We start from the raw sequence: 20466 nt of genomic DNA on the forward strand, positions 1-20466 counted from the left end.
ATTAAGCCTTCAGCTGATCGATACTGTGTTTCGCTTCGCTCATGCCTTTGTCGTGGGCTTCAGGCCCCATATTCAGCGCTTCGGCGTAAACCACTTCAACATTAGTGATACCAATAAAGCCTAAAACCGTTTTCAAGTAAGGTACAACGTGATCCGTTGGGCCATCTTTGTGAGCGCCGCCACGGGTCGTCACTAACACAGCGCGTTTACCTTCCACTAATCCTTTTGGACCTATTTCAGTGTAAGTAAAAGTCACACCAGCGCGGGCAATGAAATCGATCCAGTTTTTAAGTTGAGCCGGAATAGTGAAGTTATACATAGGCGCGGCGATAACAATAGTGTCGTTCGCTTTTAATTCAGCAACTAAGGTATCTGATAATGCGAGCATTTCTTGCTGACGTGCCGATAATTCTGCACCACCACGTAAACCAGAAGCGATTTCACCGTCTACCATAGGCAGCACGTCTTTACCGCCTAAATCACGTACTGTAATAGCGGCGCCTTGGGTTCCCCAGTGGCTAGCTAAGTGGTCAATTAACACGGCAGATTGTGAATAACCGCCAAGAATGCTTGATTTTAAAATTAAGACTTTAGACATAATCTGCTCCGAAAATAGGTAAATGACTGAGAGTCAGATGGAATATCTCAACTCTATGACGCTAGTGTATTCGCCCATAAAAAAGAAATAAAGTGGATAAAATTTGAGATTCACTTCGATTTTTTAGAAAGGTTATAGGTTGTTGCAACGTGCTATAAATTAACTCGCTTTCGGCGCACTGACATACAGGCCTTCGAATACCGCACAAAGCTTAGCATCACAATACAATTGCACAGCTAACTTCACTTTAACTCTGCGCCCCCTTTGCAACGGGCTGAGATCCACAGTTGGCCATTGCACTGTTACTACTGGGTCACAAGTCACTGGCGCGAGATAACGAATATGGGCATCGGCGAGCACTATGTCACCGGCAACGCCAGCTAACTGCTGGTTCAGCCACACAGAGCCCCAGCCAGTTAAGGTCATCAAGGTATAAATGCTGCCGGCAAACATGGTCTGATGCAGATTAATATTGGGCGCTATCGGCGCTGTGACTCGAAATTCACCTTCACAGTAATCGAGTGGCGCAATCTGCATAAATTCACTAACAGGAATAGTACTGTGCCACGTCTGGCGTAATTGAATGAGTAGTTGAGTAAGTAATTCATCCATGTGCATTTACCTCGATACAACCCTCTTCACAGCTAACACCGAATAAGTTCAACACTCTATCCCCTAGAAAAACCACGCGATGACTAATGTAATAGCTAACGTAATAGCTAGCACAATAGCTAACTCAATCACTCGCGCGATAAGAAGCTACACCTGCAGATTAAAAGTCACAGGGCCATCATTGACTAAGGACACTTGCATATCGGCGCCGAATTGTCCGGTTTCTGTGGTCACGCCCTTAGCGCGGCAAAATACGACAAACTCTTCATAGAGTGCCAAGGCTTGATCCGGCGTACCGGCGCCCGAAAAACTCGGCCTCAAGCCACGGCCCGTATCGGCAGCCAAGGTAAATTGCGACACCACTAACAAAGAGCCACCGACTTGCTCTAGGTTGAGATTCATCTTGCCATTCTCATCGGAAAACACGCGATAACTCATCACTTTAGTTGCCAGTTTTTCCATCTTCTCGCGGGTATCTTCCTGCTCGACGCCCAGCAGAACCAACAGGCCCTTATCGATTGCGCCTATGGTTTGATTATCGACAACCACACTGGCGCGGCTCACTCTTTGAATTAACGCAATCACAACTTTTCCTTTTTAGATTAAGGCTTAACGGGAACCATTTGCTGCATGAGCGGGATAGGACGAATATATTGATCGATGCCATCTGGCAGGGATTGCGCGACTTGTGCCAAACCGCCATTGGTCCACAGCATAAAACGACGTAACTCTTCGATTTCAACACGGTCGGCAAAGGTGACTGTGCCTTGTATTTGGATCACAGCGCCTTGGTCCAGCAACACGAACTTGGCAAAATTAAGCTTCTGATTCAAAGTGCCAATCACCACAGGCAGCTCTTGGCTAGCCTGTAATTGCGGATGCACGGCATAGAAACGATTCATTAAAATACGGTCAATGCCCGCAGAATTAATACTCGGCTCAAGCAAAAACTGGTTATCGCCAAACTGCACCGCGACTTTAGTTGGCGCAACTTTGGTGGCCAAGTAGTTAGCGTTAATCAACGCTTGATACAAGCGCTCAGCGGCAGCTTCATTGGTCAGTCCACCCAGTTCAACGACTTTGGGCGCGACGGGTGCCACGACCTCCTGAGCCACCACTGGTTCAATCGCGCGGGTTTGCGAGGGCGCCGTGGCGGCACAGGCAGTTAATCCGAGTAAACTGGCACTGATGAGCAATGTTTTCATTGTATTTCCCTTTGATGTATCCACGACCACATAGCATGGATTTCTGCTGTGACCGCCAAAAACAACGACTCGCTATTAAGCATATGTCCGCCGTCGGCAACAGATTGAATCGTAATAGCATGCTCTAACCCAGCCAAAAAATCGCGCAATAGCGCCGCTGGGCAAATCGCATCCTGCATTCCTTGCAATAACACACTACGCGCCTTCACCCTAGGCGTCACGCGCTGCAACACACTCATGGCATTGAAGTAATCATGCCGAGCAAAGTGCAATTCGATATCCGCTAACGCTAATACTGGGTCGGGTAACTTTCTTGGCAACACCAATCTCGCCCCCGCGAGCTTTAGCTCCCACTGAACCCAACGCCGCGCAAAATGGTGCCGCAGGTTTTCATCGGCCGATGCCAAACCTTGATGGTACGAATCCAGCAGTTCAGCCAGCGATGGCGCAACGGGCGCATTACCACTGAAGAGTCGATAAGCCGCAGGTTGCAATTTTGCCGCGCCATCCGCGCCATAGAGCCAATCGATACCTTCTTTAGACGGAATAAATAACGCCCACAGCACTTGTGCTATCACCCGCTCTGGGAACAATCCGCTGTAAATTAAGCCTAATGTGGCCCCAAAGGAGCCGCCCGCTAAACACCAGCGCTCAATACCTAACGCGAGGCGAATCGCCTCCATATCGCAGATCAGACCATTAAGATGATTATGGGCTAAATCACCAAAGGGCAAAGATTGCCCAGAACCGCGTTGATCTAACAGCAAAATCCAATATTGTTCGCCATTAAATAAGGCTAAATCACCGATATCACAACCCGCTCCCGGACCACCGTGCAAATACAACAGCGGAATACCTTGAGGATTACCGTATTGCGCCAGATGTAATTGCTGACCATTGCCAACGCTAAACCAGTCGCGGCGGATAAAAGGGGGAAAGGATTCAAGCACTGATTCAGGCATTAAGTGTTATCGCTATTACATAACCGTTTAGGGATGTCATTCCGATTTCGCCACGGCCTTGAGTGCATCTACTTCTGCCGAAGTTAAGGTTACAGGCTGATTATCTTGGCAGTCTTGTAAAGGCTTACCATCTAGATCCGTTTCATCCTCATCGGAGCTCGACTCATAATCTAAATACTCTGGCATAGCCGCGGTAATTTCCGCGCCGAGTAATACTATCATCCACGATAAATACACCCAGACAAAGATAATAGGGATCACGGCTAAAGCCCCATAAATAGCTTCATAGCTCGGAAACTGAGTCACATACAAGGCAAAGGCTTTTTTACCTAACTCAAACAAGATTGCGGCGACAATCGCCCCTAATAATGCATGTAGAAACTTCACCTTTTGATTAGGCACCACCATATACAACAGCAAGAATGCAGCAACTGAAAACAGCATGGGCAAACGCTCAAGAAACACGGGCACCACACCCGACAACTGACCGTCAAAAACCTTCAATGACACTACGTAGGAAGTCGCCACCAAACTGGCCCCCACCAAAACAGGACCCAAAGTGATGACCATCCAATACATAGAAAATGCGACCACCACGGAACGCTTCTCTTTAGTACGCCAAATGTTATTAAGGGATTTGTCGATGGCGGAAATCAGCAAAATAGCGACCACCACTAAAGCGGCAATCCCGACAGCTGTGCCCTTAGAGGCATTAGCTACAAACTCATTGATATACACTTGCACTGTATCGCCGGCGGCGGGTAAAAAGTTCTGATAAACAAAGCCTTCTATCTGCCCACGAATGCCTTTAAACACAGGAAAAGCGGACAGCATAGACATAGTCACGGCCACCATAGGCACAAGTGACAATAGCGTGACATAGGCCAAATGTCCGGCGCGGATATTGATCTGATCTTCCACTAAACGCCGCTGCAAATGCAGCAGGAAGTGCCAGATCCCGAGGAATAAGACGCGAATTTGTGCCAGTTCTATCTTCTTAGTCACGGGTTTCTCTTGATTCTGTTGGTATAGACTCGTTATCTTCGTACAATAAACACTTAATTTACAAGTCTAAGGAGTGAATTGATGTCTCAACAAGGATCTGCGGGTAACGTTATTTCCGCTATTGCTAGCCTATTTTTCCCTGGGTTAGGCCAACTATTGCAAGGCCGCATTATGGCCGCACTGTTATTTTTCATTATCACAGTGGTGGGTTATGCCCTCTGGTGGCTAATTGTGCCGGCGGTAATAGGTGCTATCTTTCATCTGTGGAGCATTATCGATGCGGCCCGATTTAAGGCCGATTAATTTCAATTCACTCAGTGACGGAATACCCAATGAAAAGACTGATAACTTCAGGCCTGATTGCCGCAAGCCTCCTGCTCAGTGGTTGCCAAAGTGCCTATTACGGTGCGATGGAAAAGGTCGGTTACCATAAACGCGATATTATGGTCGACAGAGTTAAAGACGCGAAAGAATCCCAAGAGGACGCCCAAAAAGAGTTCAGCTCGGCCCTCGAAGAAATGCAAGCCCTGCTCAATCACGATGGCGGCAGCCTAGAAAAAGCCTATAACAAGGCCAAGGATGAATACGAGTCAGCCCAAAGCGCCGCAGACAACGTCAGCAACCGCATCAAGAAAGTTGAAGATGTGGCCGAAGCGTTATTCGATGAGTGGCAAGATGAAATTGGCGAGATCAGCAAAGCCAGCCTGCGCCGTAACAGTGAAGCTAAGCTCAAAGAAACGCGACGCGCCTACGAACAATTGATCAAAAGCATGCACCGCGCCGAATCAAAAATGCCGCCTATCCTCACCGCCATGAAAGACAATATGCTGTATCTCAAGCATAACTTGAACGCCCAAGCCATTGGTGCGATCAAAGGCGAATTTGCCAGTCTGCAAACCGATATTTCGGGCCTGATTAAAGAGATGAACAAATCGATTAATGAGTCGAACAAGTTTATCGAGTCACTCGAAAAATCAAAAAGTTGAACCAAAGCTGCTACTTAACTCCTAAGCCCTAGCACAATAAAGTGCTGGGGCTTTTTATGCTTTGTGTGACCTCGTCCGCTGTCCCTGCAAGCCATACTTTATTTGTGCAAGCCCAAAACACTTGGCTTTGTGAGCTATGGCGCGCTTTAGTGGATTGATAGCACCAATCTTAGACCTGCCGCACAATTTCATTTAGTACTCAAAAACTTATCATCAGCTCATCACTCAGACACTGTACTCGTTACTCATTTGCTGTATTCATCACTATGACTTTTATCGAATCACTTACTCTGATGTTGGCACTCATGTATCTCGCCTCACTGAGCTATTGGAGCGGCCAGAAATGGGGTGCTGTCGTAACACTGTTACTCAGTGTCAGCGCCGTCGCGATCAGCCTTTACTGGCCTTTAGCACTCGGACTGATTATTGCGCTACCTTTAGCGTTAGTAGGACATAAATTTGCACCTGACTCCTTCAAAGGTGAGATTAAGAACAATACTCTGCGGGAAGGCACTCAACATGTCTTAGCGCTATCGCTTTTACTGGTTGCCGTGCAATACACAATCAATACCGTATTGCTTAAGCAAGGAATTACACCTTGGCTAATGCGCCCCGATGTGGTCGATGCTTTCCTGCCGATTGCCGGCGGCATTGAACTGAAGGCCATTGTCAGTCTAAATTTGTGGGATCAAACCCATCCTGCAGCCGCGGTGATGTTAGCGGCGGTATTGCTCACAGGATTACTTTGTAAGCGGGCATTTTGTGGTTGGGCTTGCCCATTAGGTTTGGCAGGGGAATATTTGTATGCTGTTAGAAAACGCTTTATTAAATCAGAACTAACACCACCCGCTTGGCTCGATTGGCCACTGCGAATGCTCAAGTATTTATTGCTGCTTGGCCTTTGCTACATAGTGATTGGCATGCCAAGTGAGTCGATTCCTTATTATCTCGAAGGTAATTATCACAAGATTGCCGACTTAAAAATGGCACTGTTCTTTCTGACGCCGAGCCTGATTACCCTGTTTGTGTTTGCGCTGATCCTTGCCTTAGCCGCATGGCGCCGTCAGGGATTCTGCCGTTACTTGTGCCCTTATGGTGCCATGCTCGGGATCTTAAGCTTTGCGAGCCCATTAAAAATCCGCCGTGATACTCAGCATTGCCTTATCGAGGCAAAAGGGATGAAATGCGATAAGTGCACCCGCGCCTGCCCGGCCAACATCATAGTGCACACTAAGACTACGGTGCGCAGCGATGAATGCCAGGCCTGTATGCGCTGCGTCGCCGCTTGTCCAAAATCAGCCGCCCTTGGTCTAGGTCTTAAATCTGGCCACAGACTCGGCCATAAGGGATTACTCGCATTAGTGCTCATCGCCTTATTTATGCTGCCGCTTGGCGCTTACTTAGCTGGCTTCTGGCACAGCCAAACACCCGACAATATCCGCATGGAACTGATCCAAGTAATAGATAGAGTGGGGCATTAACTGAGTATAGGTTTGCTTTTGAACTAGTCTAAGTTGGTGTGTTATTATGCACCTCCTTAAACAGTCATTGAAAAAATTTATCGTATGAAACAGAGTAAATTTCGCAGCGTGTTGTTTCTATATATTTCCATGCTATTCATATTAAATTGTTCTCGCATTGCGAATTACATTGTGTATCACGATTATTATAAAGAAACATTCGATTTACTCACGGTGATATTTACATCATTTCGCTTTGATATCATGACTACTGCTTATGTCATGATCATACCTACATTGCTAATATTAGTACCAGGAAGTGGCCGCATTACTTGTTTCATAAAAGATATGGGTTTGAAGCTTGGTTTAATAATGCTATTGCTATCTACACTCGCACTTATTGGAGATTTTATTTATTTTGGTGTAGTAAATAGACACACATTTAGCGATCTACCATTGTTAATGACTGAAACATCTTTTGTATTACCATTTTTAATGAACGATCATTTCGCGTTAACGATATTTAGCGTTGCTACTATAGCCATAATAATTATTTTGCTGGTGAAAAAATACCAACTATTTTTCTACCACAATAAAAACCATAAGACTCTAGCATCACAAATTGGCGTTTTTGTTATTGCGATCCCTATCTTGATATTATTTCTACGAGGATTAAACTTGCATGGAAAGCCACTTGGCATTATCGATGCATATAAAAACCAAAGTGAGCAGCAAGCTAATTTAATTTTAAATGGTATTTATACAGGTGGCAAAGGAACTACTCAAAACTTCAAGCGTACTGATTATAAATTCTTTAATTCCGAAGAGCTTAAACAACAGCTAAATAAGACAGAAGATGAAGCATATAAATATCCATACGTAAGCCAATTCTCAGAGAATACACCCAATGGCCGAAATTTAGTTATCATTTTGGTAGAAGCGTTAAGCTATGCTTATATAGATGGATTATCGGGTTCAGACTATAAAGTCACGCCATTTTTAGATGAACTGTCAAAAAAAGCTGAGGTTTATGATAATTTCTATGCTGTTGCTCAACGCAGTAACTTAGGTGTTCAAGCGAGCTTGTTTGGCATACCTCCCCTTGAGAGTGTTGGTTATATCGGAGGAGGACTGGAATTATCACGCCTTACAAAAATTGGTAATATTGCTCAAGCTCATGGCTACCAAACCCAAATGCTGCAAAGCTCAAAACGTGACTCGATTCGTTTAGATTCGATAGCCAACTATGCTGGTTTTCAGCAATATCTTGGACGTAGTGATATCCCAATAACACGAACTGACTACCCCGATCCTGATGGCGCACAGTTTGGTTGGGATTATGAGATGTTGATGAAAACACTCGAATTAGCAAACGAAAAAACTAAGCCATTTATTAGTTTTTCGTTTACAGGTACCACCCATATGCCATATGTAGAAACACCGAAGCATTTACAGGTTTATCCATATGGACAAGATACATTCACCGATTTTTTGAATACTGTTAGATATACAGATGAATCTCTTAAAGCATTTTTTGCGGAAGCATCAAAACAGGACTGGTACGAAAATACAACCTTTATGATTTTGGCAGATCACACTTTGTTCAAAACGAAAACGCCGGGCTTAGAAAGCGCATTCCATATTCCGTTATGGATTTATCGTCCTGGGCAAAATATTCCCCCTAAACGACATAAAATACTCGCAAGCCAATTAGATATTTTACCTACCGCTTTTGATTTGCTCGGATTTAATAACGAGTTTGCATCAGTTGGTCGCTCTCTTTATAGGGAAAGAAAACCCTATAGTATTGTAGTAAAAGGCGACTTGCTTGGCGCATTTACCAACTCAGGTAGTTTTTTAATCGCTGGAGATAAAATCATATCTGAGAATGAAAGTGTAGACTTTATTGAGAATCAGGCACCTAAGTATGCAGAACAGCTAAAGCTTGAATTTCAACTCTCACAGCAAGCAGTTTTGAACAATACTTGGGTTAAATAGCATCAAAGCACTGCCAATCTAACGAAGCACACTGCAGATAATGGTTTATATCACTATCTGCAGTCTTTTAATGTATACACCAGAATATTGATTACAGTTAGTAAATCACTCAATCATATCGCTGATACTATTCCTATGCGAATATCAGATAAATGGTTTTATAGCTAACCCTATACAGCCAGACCGACAGCAACTGATCCGTTCACTTTTTGACGAATATATTAAAATTTATTCCTCCCGTGATGGCAGGCTAAGCCGTCGCTTTAGTAAGAACTTTATCTGCTACCTAGGAAGTTACTGACAGGGAAAAATGCCTGCTGTTCACTCGACAATGAATTTGCACAAGACCTAAGCGGAACCATACTAAATGTTAGATCTCTCCTTACAAAATCTTGCCGCAATTGCGTATGGAGAATCGATAAGGAGTAATACAAGATCTCAAGATTCAGCAGTTTGAATTAATCGCCGGCATACCCATGACCAAATCAGCCCCAACAAAAAGCCCCGCATAGTTTCCTATGCAGGGCTTTTTAAACCGATTGACTCACCTTAAGGGTGTGCCACCTGAATCAACAGGCTGGCATTAACCGCGGTTAAAGCGCTTACGATCGTTTTCAGTCAAGTGTCTCTTACGAACACGGATGCTCTTAGGTGTTACTTCAACCAATTCGTCATCATCGATGAACTCAAGCGCTTGCTCAAGTGTCATTGTGATTGGCGTAGTCAGCACTTGCGCTTCGTCAGTACCTGAAGCACGCATGTTGGTCAGCTGCTTACCTTTCAGACAGTTAACTGTCAGATCGTTTGAGCGAGCATGGATACCAACAACTTGGCCTTCGTACACTTCAGCAGCGTGGCCAATAAAGAGACGGCCGCGGTCTTGTAGACCAAACAGTGCGAATGTCAGAGCTTTACCTGTCGCGTTAGAAATCAATACGCCGTTAGCGCGTTGACCGATATCGCCACCTTTGTGTGGACCGTAATGGTCGAACGAGTGGTAAATTAGACCTGTACCAGAAGTCGCTGTTAAGAATTCAGTTTGGAAACCGATTAAACCGCGGCTTGGGATAATAAAGTCGATACGTACACGACCTTTACCATCAAGCTGCATGTCTTTCATTTCAGCTTTACGGGTACCTAACTTCTCGATCACTGTGCCTTGATCTTCTTCTTCAACGTCAACAGTTAACGTTTCGAATGGCTCACACAATTCACCGTCGATGGTTTTCAGAATAACTTCTGGACGTGATACAGCTAACTCATAACCTTCACGACGCATGTTTTCAATCAGGATTGATAAATGCAATTCACCACGGCCTGATACGCGGAAGCGATCTGGACTTTCAGTTTCTTCAACACGCAGTGCCACGTTGTGGACCAATTCTTGTTGTAAACGCTCAAGAATATTACGTGAAGTCACATACTTACCTTCTTTACCCGCAAAAGGTGAAGTGTTGACTTGGAACGTCATGGTCAGAGTTGGTTCATCAACTGATAATGGCGGTAATGCTTCTACAGCGCCAGCAGCACAGACAGTGTCAGAAATTTTCAACTCACCTAAACCAGTGATAGCAACGATATCGCCTGCGTTAGCAACTTCAACTTCAGTACGCTCTAGACCCATGTAACCTAATACTTGGCCCATTTTACCGTTACGGGTTTTGCCATCAGCACCAACAATAGTGACTTGTTGGTTAGTTTTGATGCTACCACGCTTGATACGGCCGATACCGATAACACCCACGTATGAGTTGTAATCCAGCTGCGAAATTTGCATCTGGAAACTACCTTCTGAGTCAGCATCAGGGAATGATACTTTTTCAACGATAGTTTGGAACAGCGGCGTCATGTCTTCACTTGCAACATCTGGATCTAAAGTTGCAAAACCGTTTAACGCTGAAGCGTAAACGATTGGGAAATCTAACTGCTCGTCAGTAGCGCCTAAGTTATCGAACAGGTCGAATACTTGGTCGATAACCCAATCTGGGCGTGCACCTGGACGGTCAATTTTGTTGATAACAACGATTGGCTTTAAGCCTTGAGCAAACGCTTTCTTCGTTACGAAGCGAGTTTGTGGCATTGGACCGTCAACGGCATCAACTAGCAATAATACTGAGTCAACCATAGACAGAACACGCTCAACCTCACCACCGAAATCGGCGTGGCCTGGGGTATCAACGATGTTAATACGGTAGTCGTTCCACTTGATGGCAGTATTCTTTGCCAGAATCGTGATCCCACGTTCCTTTTCAAGATCGTTGGAGTCCATCACCCGCTCAGTGGCTTCTCCTCGGGTTGCAAGGGTGCCTGACTGTGACAGCAACTTGTCTACCAGGGTCGTTTTGCCATGGTCAACGTGTGCAATAATGGCGATGTTACGTAAATTCTCTAGCACGGATAAACCTCTTACCATCAAACAAAAATAGGGATATTTCAGTAATTCGTTATGGCGATCTAGCTCGATCCGCCACAATAAAAAGCGTGCCATTCTACTCCAGAGCGGCCTTGGCGCACAGGATTATTTTTGAACACTTATAAAACAATCCGCCAATCCTTGGGTAATTCCTGCCAATATTCCATTGAGTGAAATCCTCTACCGCCACAGTTAAAGCACTGTTCAATTGCCATATTCGTAGGAAAAATCCGAGTTAAGCAGCTGAATTTGCTATTTTTCATACTCTAGACGCAAACCATTTCTGCTGATTTAAACATCAATTAAAATTGATGTCACCGCGATGAAATCATCTCACCGAGAAACAGCAATAAATTCTAGCGTACATTTAACTGAGCATTCATATTGGCGTTTATGACCGCGAAAACTGAATGTCTTTAAGACTCACTTCATTGTCACGCTATACCTTTATTACGCATCACTGATTTCATTTGGCCTGTGAACAGCAAAGACATTTCGTACATGAGAACGAACCCTTTCCTAATAATATGATAATAAACCACTATTGAATTGAGAATGCATGGCATAGTTGGACAGACTAGCGTGGTTTTATGACAACTATGCGGCAGTGAAATCGCCCAGAGAAAAAGTCCAGAATAGTGCTGAAATAGTTACTGGATTCAGTGCCGCTATCCTTATGTAGTCCCTGTGAGCCAAGGCGCGATTGCCATCTCACTGCCACATAAGCGATGCATACTAGTGCTTTGAGCCTTATGCTTTGAAACTTAGCTTTGCATGAATCAATTCAGTGCGCACCAAAATGGATGAATGCACCAAAATGCCTCAGTCAATAGCACCAAAGTGGTGCAAACGTGAATCCAATTAAGTGCAGTAAAGATTTTAAACCATGTTAATCAGTAGTTTAAATTATTGGCATGGATATCGCTTTATAGCTCGTAAGTTTGGCTCAAGATAAATCACTTGAGTTAAAAGATTATAGAAGGGGCATCCCTTTACCCTACCGGAGGCTTGAGAATGTCAGTTGAATCAGTTTTAAAGCAACTTGAAGAATTAGAAGTTAAGTTCGTTGATTTACGTTTTACCGACACTAAAGGTAAAGAACAGCACGTATCTATTCCTTCTCATCAGGTAGATGCTGATTTCTTCGAAGACGGCAAAATGTTTGACGGTTCTTCTATCGCAGGTTGGAAGGGCATTAACGAATCAGACATGGTACTGATGCCAGATCCAACGACATTCGTACTGGATCCTTTCACCGAAGAAACCACAGCGCTGATCCGTTGTGACATTCTTGAACCCGGTACAATGACAGGGTACGATCGTGACCCACGTTCAATTGCTAAAAAAGCAGAAGCTTACCTAATCTCTACTGGTATCGCTGATACTGTTTTGATTGGCCCAGAACCAGAATTCTTCCTATTTGACGATGTCCGTTTCGGTACTGACATGTCTGGTTGTTTCGTTAAGATCGACGCTAAAGAAGCGGCATGGAACTCAGGCACTAGCTACGAAGGCGGCAACACAGGTCACCGTCCATTTGTTAAAGGCGGTTACTTCCCAGTTGCACCGGTTGACTCATCACAAGATCTACGTAGCGCTATGTGTTTAGTGCTTGAAGAAATGGGTCAAGTGGTTGAAGCGCATCACCACGAAGTGGCGACTGCAGGTCAAAACGAAATAGCCACTCGCTTCAACACCTTGACTAAGAAAGCGGATGAAATCCAAATTCTGAAGTACGTAGTGCACAACATGGCTCACGCTTACGGCAAGACGGCGACTTTCATGCCTAAACCTATCGTTGGTGACAATGGTAGCGGCATGCACGTTCACCAATCTCTGGCGAAAGACGGTGTTAACTTGTTCGCTGGCGACAAATACGCAGGTTTAAGTGAAACGGCGCTGTACTACATAGGTGGTATCATCAAGCACGCTCGCGCGCTGAACGCTTTCACTAACCCAAGCACTAACTCTTACAAGCGTTTAGTGCCACACTTTGAAGCACCTGTTATGTTGGCCTACTCTGCCCGTAACCGCTCTGCATCAATCCGTATTCCAGTGGTACCAAGCCCTAAAGGCCGTCGTATCGAAGCACGTTTCCCTGATCCACATGCCAACCCATACTTAGGTTTCGCAGCGCTGCTGATGGCGGGTCTTGACGGTATCCAAAACAAGATCCACCCAGGTGAGGCGATGGACAAAGATCTGTACGATCTGCCTCCAGAAGAAGCGGCTGAAATCCCACAAGTGGCAACGTCATTAGAAAACGCCCTTGAAAATCTGCAAGCTGACCATGAGTTCCTGACAAAAGGCGGCGTGTTCAGTGAAGATTTCATCCAATCTTATATCGTACTGAAAACAGCTGAAGCTGAGCGTGTAGCGCGTACAACTCACCCACTTGAGTTTGAAATGTACTACAGCCTGTAATGGCTAGCGCTATACAACCGGCTCGCTTTATGTAATTGATACAGAAATATAAAAGCCTCGATAGCAACGCTATCGGGGCTTTTTGTATTTTGAAGGTATATACAACTTTTATTCTGATTCAATCATCGCGTTGCTCTCTAAATAGGCATCATCGCCAACCACTCTTTTATCATTCAGAGAAGGCACCCAGACACCGCGGCAACAGCAATAGTAGAGATAGATGGTTAAAAACCGATCTAAACTAAACGAGGATGCAGCAGAAAAACCACCTATATAGTCGGAAGTTAACTACCGCGCCATTATTGTTAAGTGTCCACGCTTTATTCAACTAGGCAGGTTATTGTCAGGGGCAAAATCTGCCAGTTGGGCAGGTTCGCCTGACTCAAATGACGCAAATGGTACGCCATCTAACACGCGCTCATTTTTAAATACACGGATTTCAGAATCAGGTAACTGCGTCATCAGCAATGACAAGATAGTGTGCATCTTATCCAATGGGCAATGAAGACGAATACTTGCGCGTAAGCCCATTGTTCGTACATCCGATTGGCAGGCAATAAATGGACGATTCCGCGTTACCTTAATCAAATGACGATGCCCATTTTTTATAGGGCTCTCGTAAGTTGTCTCTACATTTTTAAAACCGGTGAAGAAAAATGCCCCCAGAGCCATTCCGCCTGCACCAATCAGCGCTGCTGGGCCTAAAAAAGCCACTCCGACAATACAAACCACCACCCCAAACCAAGCCAGCCCCCGCACTACCGCGTAGGCTGCATCCGGAATCGCGTCATGATAGGTAGTAACTAAACCCTCGGTGGTGAGCCGATAATGGTACTGTTTGTCTGCAAACCAGAGGTAACGAGCAGATAAGCACATAATTAAAGCCATGATGATTAACCCGATACCCAAGCTAGTATCGCCAGATAGCAGATAGCACCCTATAAGTGCTAAGCAACCACACGGGATCAGGAAGGTTAACCAAAATAGACCATAGACAGTCGCCACCCGAATATCCCACTCATAAAGCGTGGGCGCCTCACGCACCCGCTGCTGACGTAGCTTATTGAGCCGGCTTTGCTCCTCTTGGGGTAATTGCAGGAACTCACTGCGCGGCAGGTCTTCATATCGACTGTCGTCCAACAGTTCTGTCTCTTGCTCTGTCGACGCCAACTGCTGCGGCGCTGCTCTCTTATTCATATAGCTATTCCTTTGCTGTGCCTACGGACTGCACGGTCATCGTTAACCTACCCACACAGCTCGTACTTAATGTTTTCTCGCCCTTGACGATCTTGCCGCTTAAGGACTGTTAGCATCTTGGTGGCAAAGCTGCCACTGATGACACCGAATCTCGCGCCAATAATAGGCGCGAGGAAAAACGTTAACTGGGCAGGGGATTCTCAGGGGCAAAATCTGACAATTGGACTGGTTCGCCATCACGGGTGCCAACTTTAGAGAGGCCAACTATTCGTTCATTTTTCAATAAAAAGAGTTCCGACCCCGGTAATTGCTTCATCAGTAGCGACAACACTTTATGCATATCTTCGGGATGACAATAACAGTCGAGATTTGAATAATATCCGAAATAAAACCTGTCTGTATCACAGGATATATATGGCCTCTTGTGGGTCACTTTTATCATGTGGGGATGTCCACGCTTGATAGCACTTATTGAGGTGGTTTCTACATTTTTAAAACCAGTAAAGAAAAATGCCATCACGGCAAAACTTCCTGCACCGACCAAGGCGGCTGGGCCTAAAAAGGCCACACCGACGATGCAAACCACTACCCCAAACCAAGCCAGCCCCCGCACTACCGCGTAGGCGGCATCCGGAATAACGTCATGATAGGTGATAACTAACCCCTCGGTGGTGAGTCGATAATGGTACTGTTTGTCGGCCAACCAGAGATAGCGGATAAATGGCACAAAAATCAATGCCATGAAAATAAAACCATACCATTGGTCAGACTCATACCAGTGCGCCACCAAGCCAATCAGCACCATTATACCGCAGGGAATAATGACAACGAGCCACCCCATGCCATACACAGTCGCTACCTTAATATCCCACTCATAGAGGGTGGGCGCCTCACGCACCCGCTGCTGACGTAGCTTATTGAGCCGGTCTTGATCCTCTTGGGGTAATTGCAGGAACTCACTGTGTGGCAAATCTTCATACCGGCTGTCGTTCAACGGTTGTGTGTCTTGCTCTGTCGACGCCAACTGCTGCGGCGCTGCTCTCTTATTCATATAACTATTCCTTTGCTGTACCCAAGGTACTGCATGGTCGTCGTTAACCTACCCACACGGCTTGTACTTAATGTCTTTTCACCCTTGACGACCTCGCCGCGAAAGACCTGCCAGTATCTTGGTGGCAAAGTAGCCACTGATGAACATCGAATCTCGCGCCAATAATCGGCGCGAGAAAAAATGTTAACTGGGCTGGGTATTCTCAGGGGAAAAATCTGATAGTTGGGCTGGTTCGCCTGACTCAAATGACGCAAATGGTACGCCATCTAACACGCGCTCATTTTTAAATACACGGATTTCAGAATCAGGTAACTGCGTCATCAGCAATGACAAGATAGTGTGCATCTTATCCAATGGGCAATGAAGACGAATACTTGCGCGTAAGCCCATTGTTCGTACATCCGATTGGCAGGCAATAAATGGACGATTCCGCGTTACCTTAATCAAATGACGATGCCCATTTTTTACAGGACTCTCGTAAGTAGTCTCAACATTTTTAAAACCAGTAAAGAAAAATGCCCCCAGAGCCATTCCACCTGCACCAACCAGCGCTGCAGGGCCTAAAAAAGCCACCCCGACAATACAAACCACCACCCCAAACCAAGCCAGCCCCCGCACTACCGCGTAGGCAGCATCCGGAATAGCATCATGATAGGTGGTAACTAACCCCTCGGTGGTGAGCCGATAATGGTACTGTTTGTCGGCCAACCAGAGGTAGCGGATAAATGGCGCAAAAATCAATGCCATGAAAAAAAAACCATACCATTGGTCAGACTCATACCAGTGCGCCACCAAGCCAATCAGCACCATTATCCCGCAGGGAATAATGACAACGAGCCACCCTATGCCATACACGGTCGCTACCTTAATATCCCACTCATATAGGGTGGGCGCCTCACGCACCCGCTGCTGACGTAGCTTATTGAGCCGGTCTTGCTCCTCTTGGGGTAATTGCAGGAACTCACTGCGCGGCAGGTCTTCATACCGACTGTCGTCCAACGGTTGTGTCTCTTGCTCTGTCGACGCCGACTGCTGCGGCGCTGCTTTATTGTTCATCCTGTTACCTCTCGGTAGACTCTACTTGTAGCGTGGGCATCGCCAAGCGTAAATCCAGTCATCCATTTTAAATCAGCAACATAATATGCTCTCGGCCTACCCTCAAGCGAATATTTACTGAAACAGTTTTAAGGAAAGTAATAAAAGTAGCTAGATGGCCAGCGAGGGAAGTGGAGACTGATTTTAAAGAGTATGTTCAAAACTTATCTGAGTTCTGCAAGAGCACGGCATACAAACCTCAATATTTAATACTTATCCAAAACAAGAGTCGCCGTTAACAACTAGGTTATTGAGCTTGGTTGTATCTCGTTTCTGTTGATGAATAATTGACAGATATAATCATATAGTTAGAATGCCAAGCTGTTGAAACAGAACAGGTTGGCGTCAAATGAAACCTGATCTGGTTCCACATCACTAACGCTCTCAGTTGATCAAGTGAGTAGATCATACCGAAGCAATGCAGTTTTTCACATATAAACAATGGAGTGGTTATGCGTTGCTTGACTTGGTTGGTCGTGTGCTGTTCTCTCACGGGATGTGCAACGATAACGTCGAGGATAGGAGAAGATTCAACTTGGGGTCACTCTTTCTCAAGTGTGCAAACGGCTGTTGATAATGGCGAGGAGTGTACGATGATCTCAGCGTTGGCAGCCCCACCCTTGCTGCTCTTTACCATCCCGCTGACACTCGTTGATATGAGCAGTGCGCTGATCGTCGATACTGTTATGCTACCCGTAGATTTAGCGATCACGCCCAGCGATCCCAAGCTCCACACCCCGCGACCTATGGTCTGCCGCTATGACTATAAGATTTAAGCATGATCGCCCCCAATAAATAACCTTAAGTTGCCTATGTGACGGTGAGTTAACGCCGACATACGGGAACGACCATGTCGCGGTTTGCCTCCCTGAGTGTTGTGTCTTGTTAGTTATGCCTCGTTAGTTGCAGTTACGTAGTACAACTTAGCCTAGCAAGCCAATTTAAATCATTTAAGTTAGCGATTTGCTTTTATCACGTCCAGTAACAGCTTGATATCGGCCATATTGTTATAAATATGCGGAGAAATCCGGATCCCCATGCTGCGGGCATCGACGCTGATATTCGCGTTCGCTAATGCCGTCATGATTTGATGTTGTTGCTCACCAAACTGCAAAATCAGCGTACCGCTGCGTTTTTCAACATCCCGTGGCGACACAAACTCATGTTCGAGCTCTTGCGCCACGGCATCAATTAACTGCTGATTACATTTACGCAGCAAGGGGATGCCTAAACCCGCAAGATAATGAATGCTGTGGGCGGCAATGGCATAGGGGGCGATTGAAGGCGTTCCACCCCAGAAGCGCATTGCGGAATGCTGGTAACGAAAATCATGGATATCGAACTCGAACGGATTCTCGTGGCTAAACCACCCCACATCCTTTGGCTGGCAACTCTCCAATATGGCGGGATTAACCCAAAGATAGGCGGCACCAGGGCCGCCGCAGAGCCATTTCACACTCGACCCGATTAAAAAGTCAGGTTGTAGGCGCGCGAGATCCAGCGGAATAATCCCCGCCGATTGCGCTACATCCACTAAGCTCAAACAACCTCGCTCACGGGCTATAGTGAAAATATTGGCTAATGGCGCCTGCTGCCCCGTATTCGAGTAAGCATGGCTGACAAACACCAGATCCACATCGCGACTGATATGCGCGTCCCACACATTAGGGTCAGTGACATCGAGTCCCTTAGGAATAAAACGCACTTCGCAGCTAGCTGGCAGCGCTTTTTTAAGGGCGAAACCCATGCTGGGGAAATCAATCTCACTCATCAACACAACGGCGTGTTCGCGATTTAATCGGTCGAGTGACATAACGATTTTAGTCAGTGCACAGGAAAGATTTACCTGAGGGCAAAAGTCCTTTTGGTGGCCGTTAAACAGTTTGGATAAGGCAAAGGTAAAATCATCAATCACACTCAGCCACTGACCCCAAGGCTCGCGCCCCGATTCCTGCCAAGGCGCAAAAAAGGCTTCTTTAAAGACCTGTTCGGTCGATTTTAACGGTCGACCGACGGAATGGTTCAATAGATATCCTGGACCCGCGAGGTAAAAGTCCTTTTTATAGTCTGCAAACATAGTGTTATCTCAAACTCTCTTTCAGTTTCTTAATCTCATCATAACGCGTCCGGATGTCGCTGCGCTGAGCGGCGGCACGCCTATCTCTGAGTCGCTCCAATGAACCGAGTAGCACATGCAGTGGCGGACCACTGGCGGTGACCTTAGCTAAATGCTGCTGCTCCATCGTTGTCGAAGGCTCGGCAATATATTTAGTCACTAACTCATTATGGTGCTGAATCGCAGTCTCGCCATGTAATTCGCAGACTTCAATAAAGAGTCGCAAGTTTTCTTGATACCAATCTTGGGTTGAGCAGTCTTTTGCCTGCAGGAAGTCATCCATCAAATTCGGCCGACGCATGCATTCACGCAATATCTGTTGATCCTCTGGCATCATGTACAAAAACTTGTCCACCAGCATTTGTGAATAGGAAGCTTCATTAGCGAAACAAAGACCTAGTGTTAAATCGATCACATTAATCCCAGCGAAATCCCCCGCATTGGCGCCGCGATAAATAACCGAGCCCACCCGATAAGGTTTGTAGTAAGGGCGAACACAGTAAAAGAAACGGTCAGTATCTAATCGATTGAATAATTGAGTGTTCGACTCAATCACATCCTGCAATGCCTGTTTGGCGACTCGCAGTAAATCGTGACTGATAGGATGGGAAATGCCCAAAGGCTGGATTTTCAATAACGCATCGGCAGCGCGTTTATAGGCCAAAATGCCTTTAGTGTTGTAATCCACAAACAGCTTTTCGGCGCTCAGATCGGTAAAGCGCTTATAAATGCCATTGTGGGCACGATTATGGGTAGTTAAATGCGCGGTGGCAAAGCGCGGCGTGACACCTATTGAAGCACCGATGTGCATGGCTAGCGCGGAGGCTTCGGCTAATGGTGAGGTGGTTTCCCGTGAGGGCTCAGTAATTTCATGGCGTCGACAAGCTGCCATGTATAGGCCCACGTTACCGAGTAAATCGAAGGCACTGTCGAACCCTTCATCGGTATTCCCCTCATCGAGCAAGGCCTTAATCAATCCTTGGCCTTCGCTCTCTAGCGCCAACTTAGCTTCTGCGCCGATATCGAGCACATTGGCTCGGTCCGTTTGTTGATAATAAAGCTGTTCTAGCTCTGAGTTGAGTTCCACAAAGCGACTGCGGATCCAATCATCGAAGGCTTCGGTATTAAAGGTGGCAGGTTTCACGGGCTTATCCTTGAGTATTGTTATCGTTCTTGTAAACGGAGCGAGCGCTAATTCTTAGCCCTTTCCGTAAAACTCGTTAACCAGAATGCAACTTATCGCCATGCGTTTCTAGCGCTAGCTCAAATTTATGAAAATTCTAATGCCACTTTTTATTTACACCTTGCTCCAGCGCAAGTTATCAAAATCAATCGCCTCGCAAA

The 20466-nt window shown here is 45.9% G+C and carries 18 protein-coding genes; 6 read left to right on the forward strand and 12 right to left on the reverse strand.

Annotated elements, in window-relative coordinates; translation table 11 throughout:
- Window position 1 precedes the first annotated feature (1 nt).
- The 6 genes from azoR to Q4Q52_RS11005 all read right to left on the reverse strand — a co-directional run bounded on the left by azoR (window position 2) and on the right by Q4Q52_RS11005 (window position 4382).
- Window positions 2-598: an FMN-dependent NADH-azoreductase gene (gene azoR / locus Q4Q52_RS10980; protein ID WP_311990623.1), complete on the reverse strand. Its 597-nt coding sequence runs from the start codon at window positions 596-598 to the stop codon at window positions 2-4.
- A gap of 159 nt (window positions 599-757) precedes the next feature.
- The gene (locus Q4Q52_RS10985; protein ID WP_259511865.1) at window positions 758-1210 is read right to left on the reverse strand and encodes a thioesterase domain-containing protein; all 453 of its coding nucleotides are present in this window, start codon (window positions 1208-1210) and stop codon (window positions 758-760) included.
- 147 nt (window positions 1211-1357) lie between these two features.
- Window positions 1358-1795, reverse strand: a complete 438-nt coding sequence (dtd, locus tag Q4Q52_RS10990) for a D-aminoacyl-tRNA deacylase (protein WP_311990624.1) — start codon at window positions 1793-1795, stop codon at window positions 1358-1360.
- Window positions 1796-1812: 17 nt separating this feature from the next.
- Entirely contained in the window at window positions 1813-2415 is a 603-nt protein-coding gene (locus Q4Q52_RS10995; RefSeq protein ID WP_311990625.1) for a hypothetical protein, read from the reverse strand.
- The gene (locus Q4Q52_RS11000) at window positions 2412-3377 is read right to left on the reverse strand and encodes an alpha/beta fold hydrolase (protein ID WP_311990626.1); all 966 of its coding nucleotides are present in this window, start codon (window positions 3375-3377) and stop codon (window positions 2412-2414) included. The genes Q4Q52_RS10995 and Q4Q52_RS11000 overlap by 4 nt, the downstream gene beginning before the upstream one ends.
- Window positions 3378-3413: 36 nt before the next feature.
- Complete coding sequence (locus Q4Q52_RS11005) at window positions 3414-4382, reverse strand: virulence factor BrkB family protein (protein ID WP_063884972.1); 969 nt, start codon at window positions 4380-4382, stop codon at window positions 3414-3416.
- Between the two features lie 81 nt (window positions 4383-4463).
- Between Q4Q52_RS11005 and Q4Q52_RS11010 the strand changes: the two genes are divergently transcribed.
- The 4 genes from Q4Q52_RS11010 (at window position 4464) to Q4Q52_RS11025 (ending at window position 8826) form a co-directional block, all read left to right on the forward strand.
- Window positions 4464-4685: a hypothetical protein gene (locus Q4Q52_RS11010; RefSeq protein ID WP_006079786.1), complete on the forward strand. Its 222-nt coding sequence runs from the start codon at window positions 4464-4466 to the stop codon at window positions 4683-4685.
- Window positions 4686-4714: 29 nt separating this feature from the next.
- The gene (locus Q4Q52_RS11015) at window positions 4715-5368 is read left to right on the forward strand and encodes a DUF2959 domain-containing protein (RefSeq protein ID WP_311988297.1); all 654 of its coding nucleotides are present in this window, start codon (window positions 4715-4717) and stop codon (window positions 5366-5368) included.
- Between the two features lie 266 nt (window positions 5369-5634).
- The gene (locus tag Q4Q52_RS11020) at window positions 5635-6849 is read left to right on the forward strand and encodes a 4Fe-4S binding protein (protein WP_311988298.1); all 1215 of its coding nucleotides are present in this window, start codon (window positions 5635-5637) and stop codon (window positions 6847-6849) included.
- An 84-nt stretch (window positions 6850-6933) separates the two neighbouring features.
- Complete coding sequence (locus Q4Q52_RS11025; RefSeq protein WP_311990627.1) at window positions 6934-8826, forward strand: LTA synthase family protein; 1893 nt, start codon at window positions 6934-6936, stop codon at window positions 8824-8826.
- Window positions 8827-9409: 583 nt separating this feature from the next.
- On the opposite strand, the gene typA is transcribed toward Q4Q52_RS11025, so the two are convergent.
- Window positions 9410-11221, reverse strand: coding sequence for a translational GTPase TypA (gene typA, locus Q4Q52_RS11030; RefSeq protein WP_106651716.1), 1812 nt, complete (start codon window positions 11219-11221; stop codon window positions 9410-9412).
- Window positions 11222-12253: 1032 nt separating this feature from the next.
- Between typA and glnA the strand changes: the two genes are divergently transcribed.
- Complete coding sequence (glnA, locus tag Q4Q52_RS11035) at window positions 12254-13663, forward strand: glutamate--ammonia ligase (protein ID WP_113941334.1); 1410 nt, start codon at window positions 12254-12256, stop codon at window positions 13661-13663.
- A 324-nt stretch (window positions 13664-13987) separates the two neighbouring features.
- Here the strand turns inward: glnA and Q4Q52_RS11040 are convergent, their stop codons facing one another.
- The 3 genes from Q4Q52_RS11040 to Q4Q52_RS11050 all read right to left on the reverse strand — a co-directional run bounded on the left by Q4Q52_RS11040 (window position 13988) and on the right by Q4Q52_RS11050 (window position 16967).
- Window positions 13988-14860, reverse strand: a complete 873-nt coding sequence (locus Q4Q52_RS11040; RefSeq protein ID WP_311990628.1) for a hypothetical protein — start codon at window positions 14858-14860, stop codon at window positions 13988-13990.
- A gap of 181 nt (window positions 14861-15041) precedes the next feature.
- On the reverse strand, window positions 15042-15911 hold the full coding sequence (locus Q4Q52_RS11045; protein ID WP_311990629.1) for a hypothetical protein: 870 nt from the start codon (window positions 15909-15911) through the stop codon (window positions 15042-15044).
- A gap of 183 nt (window positions 15912-16094) precedes the next feature.
- Entirely contained in the window at window positions 16095-16967 is an 873-nt protein-coding gene (locus Q4Q52_RS11050) for a hypothetical protein (RefSeq protein ID WP_311990630.1), read from the reverse strand.
- Window positions 16968-17458: 491 nt separating this feature from the next.
- On the opposite strand from Q4Q52_RS11050, the gene Q4Q52_RS11055 reads away from it, so the two are divergent.
- Entirely contained in the window at window positions 17459-17782 is a 324-nt protein-coding gene (locus Q4Q52_RS11055) for a YceK/YidQ family lipoprotein (RefSeq protein WP_311990631.1), read from the forward strand.
- Window positions 17783-17961: 179 nt separating this feature from the next.
- On the opposite strand, the gene Q4Q52_RS11060 is transcribed toward Q4Q52_RS11055, so the two are convergent.
- The gene (locus Q4Q52_RS11060) at window positions 17962-19083 is read right to left on the reverse strand and encodes an aminotransferase class V-fold PLP-dependent enzyme (RefSeq protein WP_311990632.1); all 1122 of its coding nucleotides are present in this window, start codon (window positions 19081-19083) and stop codon (window positions 17962-17964) included.
- Window positions 19084-19087: 4 nt separating this feature from the next.
- The gene (locus Q4Q52_RS11065) at window positions 19088-20266 is read right to left on the reverse strand and encodes a monodechloroaminopyrrolnitrin synthase PrnB family protein (protein WP_311906673.1); all 1179 of its coding nucleotides are present in this window, start codon (window positions 20264-20266) and stop codon (window positions 19088-19090) included.
- Window positions 20267-20466 lie beyond the last annotated feature (200 nt).

The sequence above is a fragment of the Shewanella sp. SP1S2-4 genome (genome assembly GCF_031932075.1).
Taxonomy (GTDB): Bacteria; Pseudomonadota; Gammaproteobacteria; order Enterobacterales; family Shewanellaceae; genus Shewanella; species Shewanella baltica.

Excerpts from the sequence above, each read along its gene's own strand:
- Q4Q52_RS11010 (WP_006079786.1), top strand. The coding sequence starts at position 4,464 with ATGTCTCAACAAGGATCTGCGGGTAACGTTATTTCCGCTATTGCTAGC.
- Q4Q52_RS11025 (WP_311990627.1), top strand. The coding sequence starts at position 6,934 with ATGAAACAGAGTAAATTTCGCAGCGTGTTGTTTCTATATATTTCCATG.
- azoR (WP_311990623.1), bottom strand. The coding sequence starts at position 598 with ATGTCTAAAGTCTTAATTTTAAAATCAAGCATTCTTGGCGGTTATTCA.
- Q4Q52_RS11040 (WP_311990628.1), bottom strand. The coding sequence starts at position 14,860 with ATGAATAAGAGAGCAGCGCCGCAGCAGTTGGCGTCGACAGAGCAAGAG.
- Q4Q52_RS11060 (WP_311990632.1), bottom strand. The coding sequence starts at position 19,083 with ATGTTTGCAGACTATAAAAAGGACTTTTACCTCGCGGGTCCAGGATAT.
- Q4Q52_RS11000 (WP_311990626.1), bottom strand. The coding sequence starts at position 3,377 with ATGCCTGAATCAGTGCTTGAATCCTTTCCCCCTTTTATCCGCCGCGAC.
- Q4Q52_RS11015 (WP_311988297.1), top strand. The coding sequence starts at position 4,715 with ATGAAAAGACTGATAACTTCAGGCCTGATTGCCGCAAGCCTCCTGCTC.
- Q4Q52_RS10985 (WP_259511865.1), bottom strand. The coding sequence starts at position 1,210 with ATGGATGAATTACTTACTCAACTACTCATTCAATTACGCCAGACGTGG.
- Q4Q52_RS11050 (WP_311990630.1), bottom strand. The coding sequence starts at position 16,967 with ATGAACAATAAAGCAGCGCCGCAGCAGTCGGCGTCGACAGAGCAAGAG.
- glnA (WP_113941334.1), top strand. The coding sequence starts at position 12,254 with ATGTCAGTTGAATCAGTTTTAAAGCAACTTGAAGAATTAGAAGTTAAG.
- Q4Q52_RS11045 (WP_311990629.1), bottom strand. The coding sequence starts at position 15,911 with ATGAATAAGAGAGCAGCGCCGCAGCAGTTGGCGTCGACAGAGCAAGAC.
- Q4Q52_RS10995 (WP_311990625.1), bottom strand. The coding sequence starts at position 2,415 with ATGAAAACATTGCTCATCAGTGCCAGTTTACTCGGATTAACTGCCTGT.
- Q4Q52_RS11020 (WP_311988298.1), top strand. The coding sequence starts at position 5,635 with ATGACTTTTATCGAATCACTTACTCTGATGTTGGCACTCATGTATCTC.
- Q4Q52_RS11055 (WP_311990631.1), top strand. The coding sequence starts at position 17,459 with ATGCGTTGCTTGACTTGGTTGGTCGTGTGCTGTTCTCTCACGGGATGT.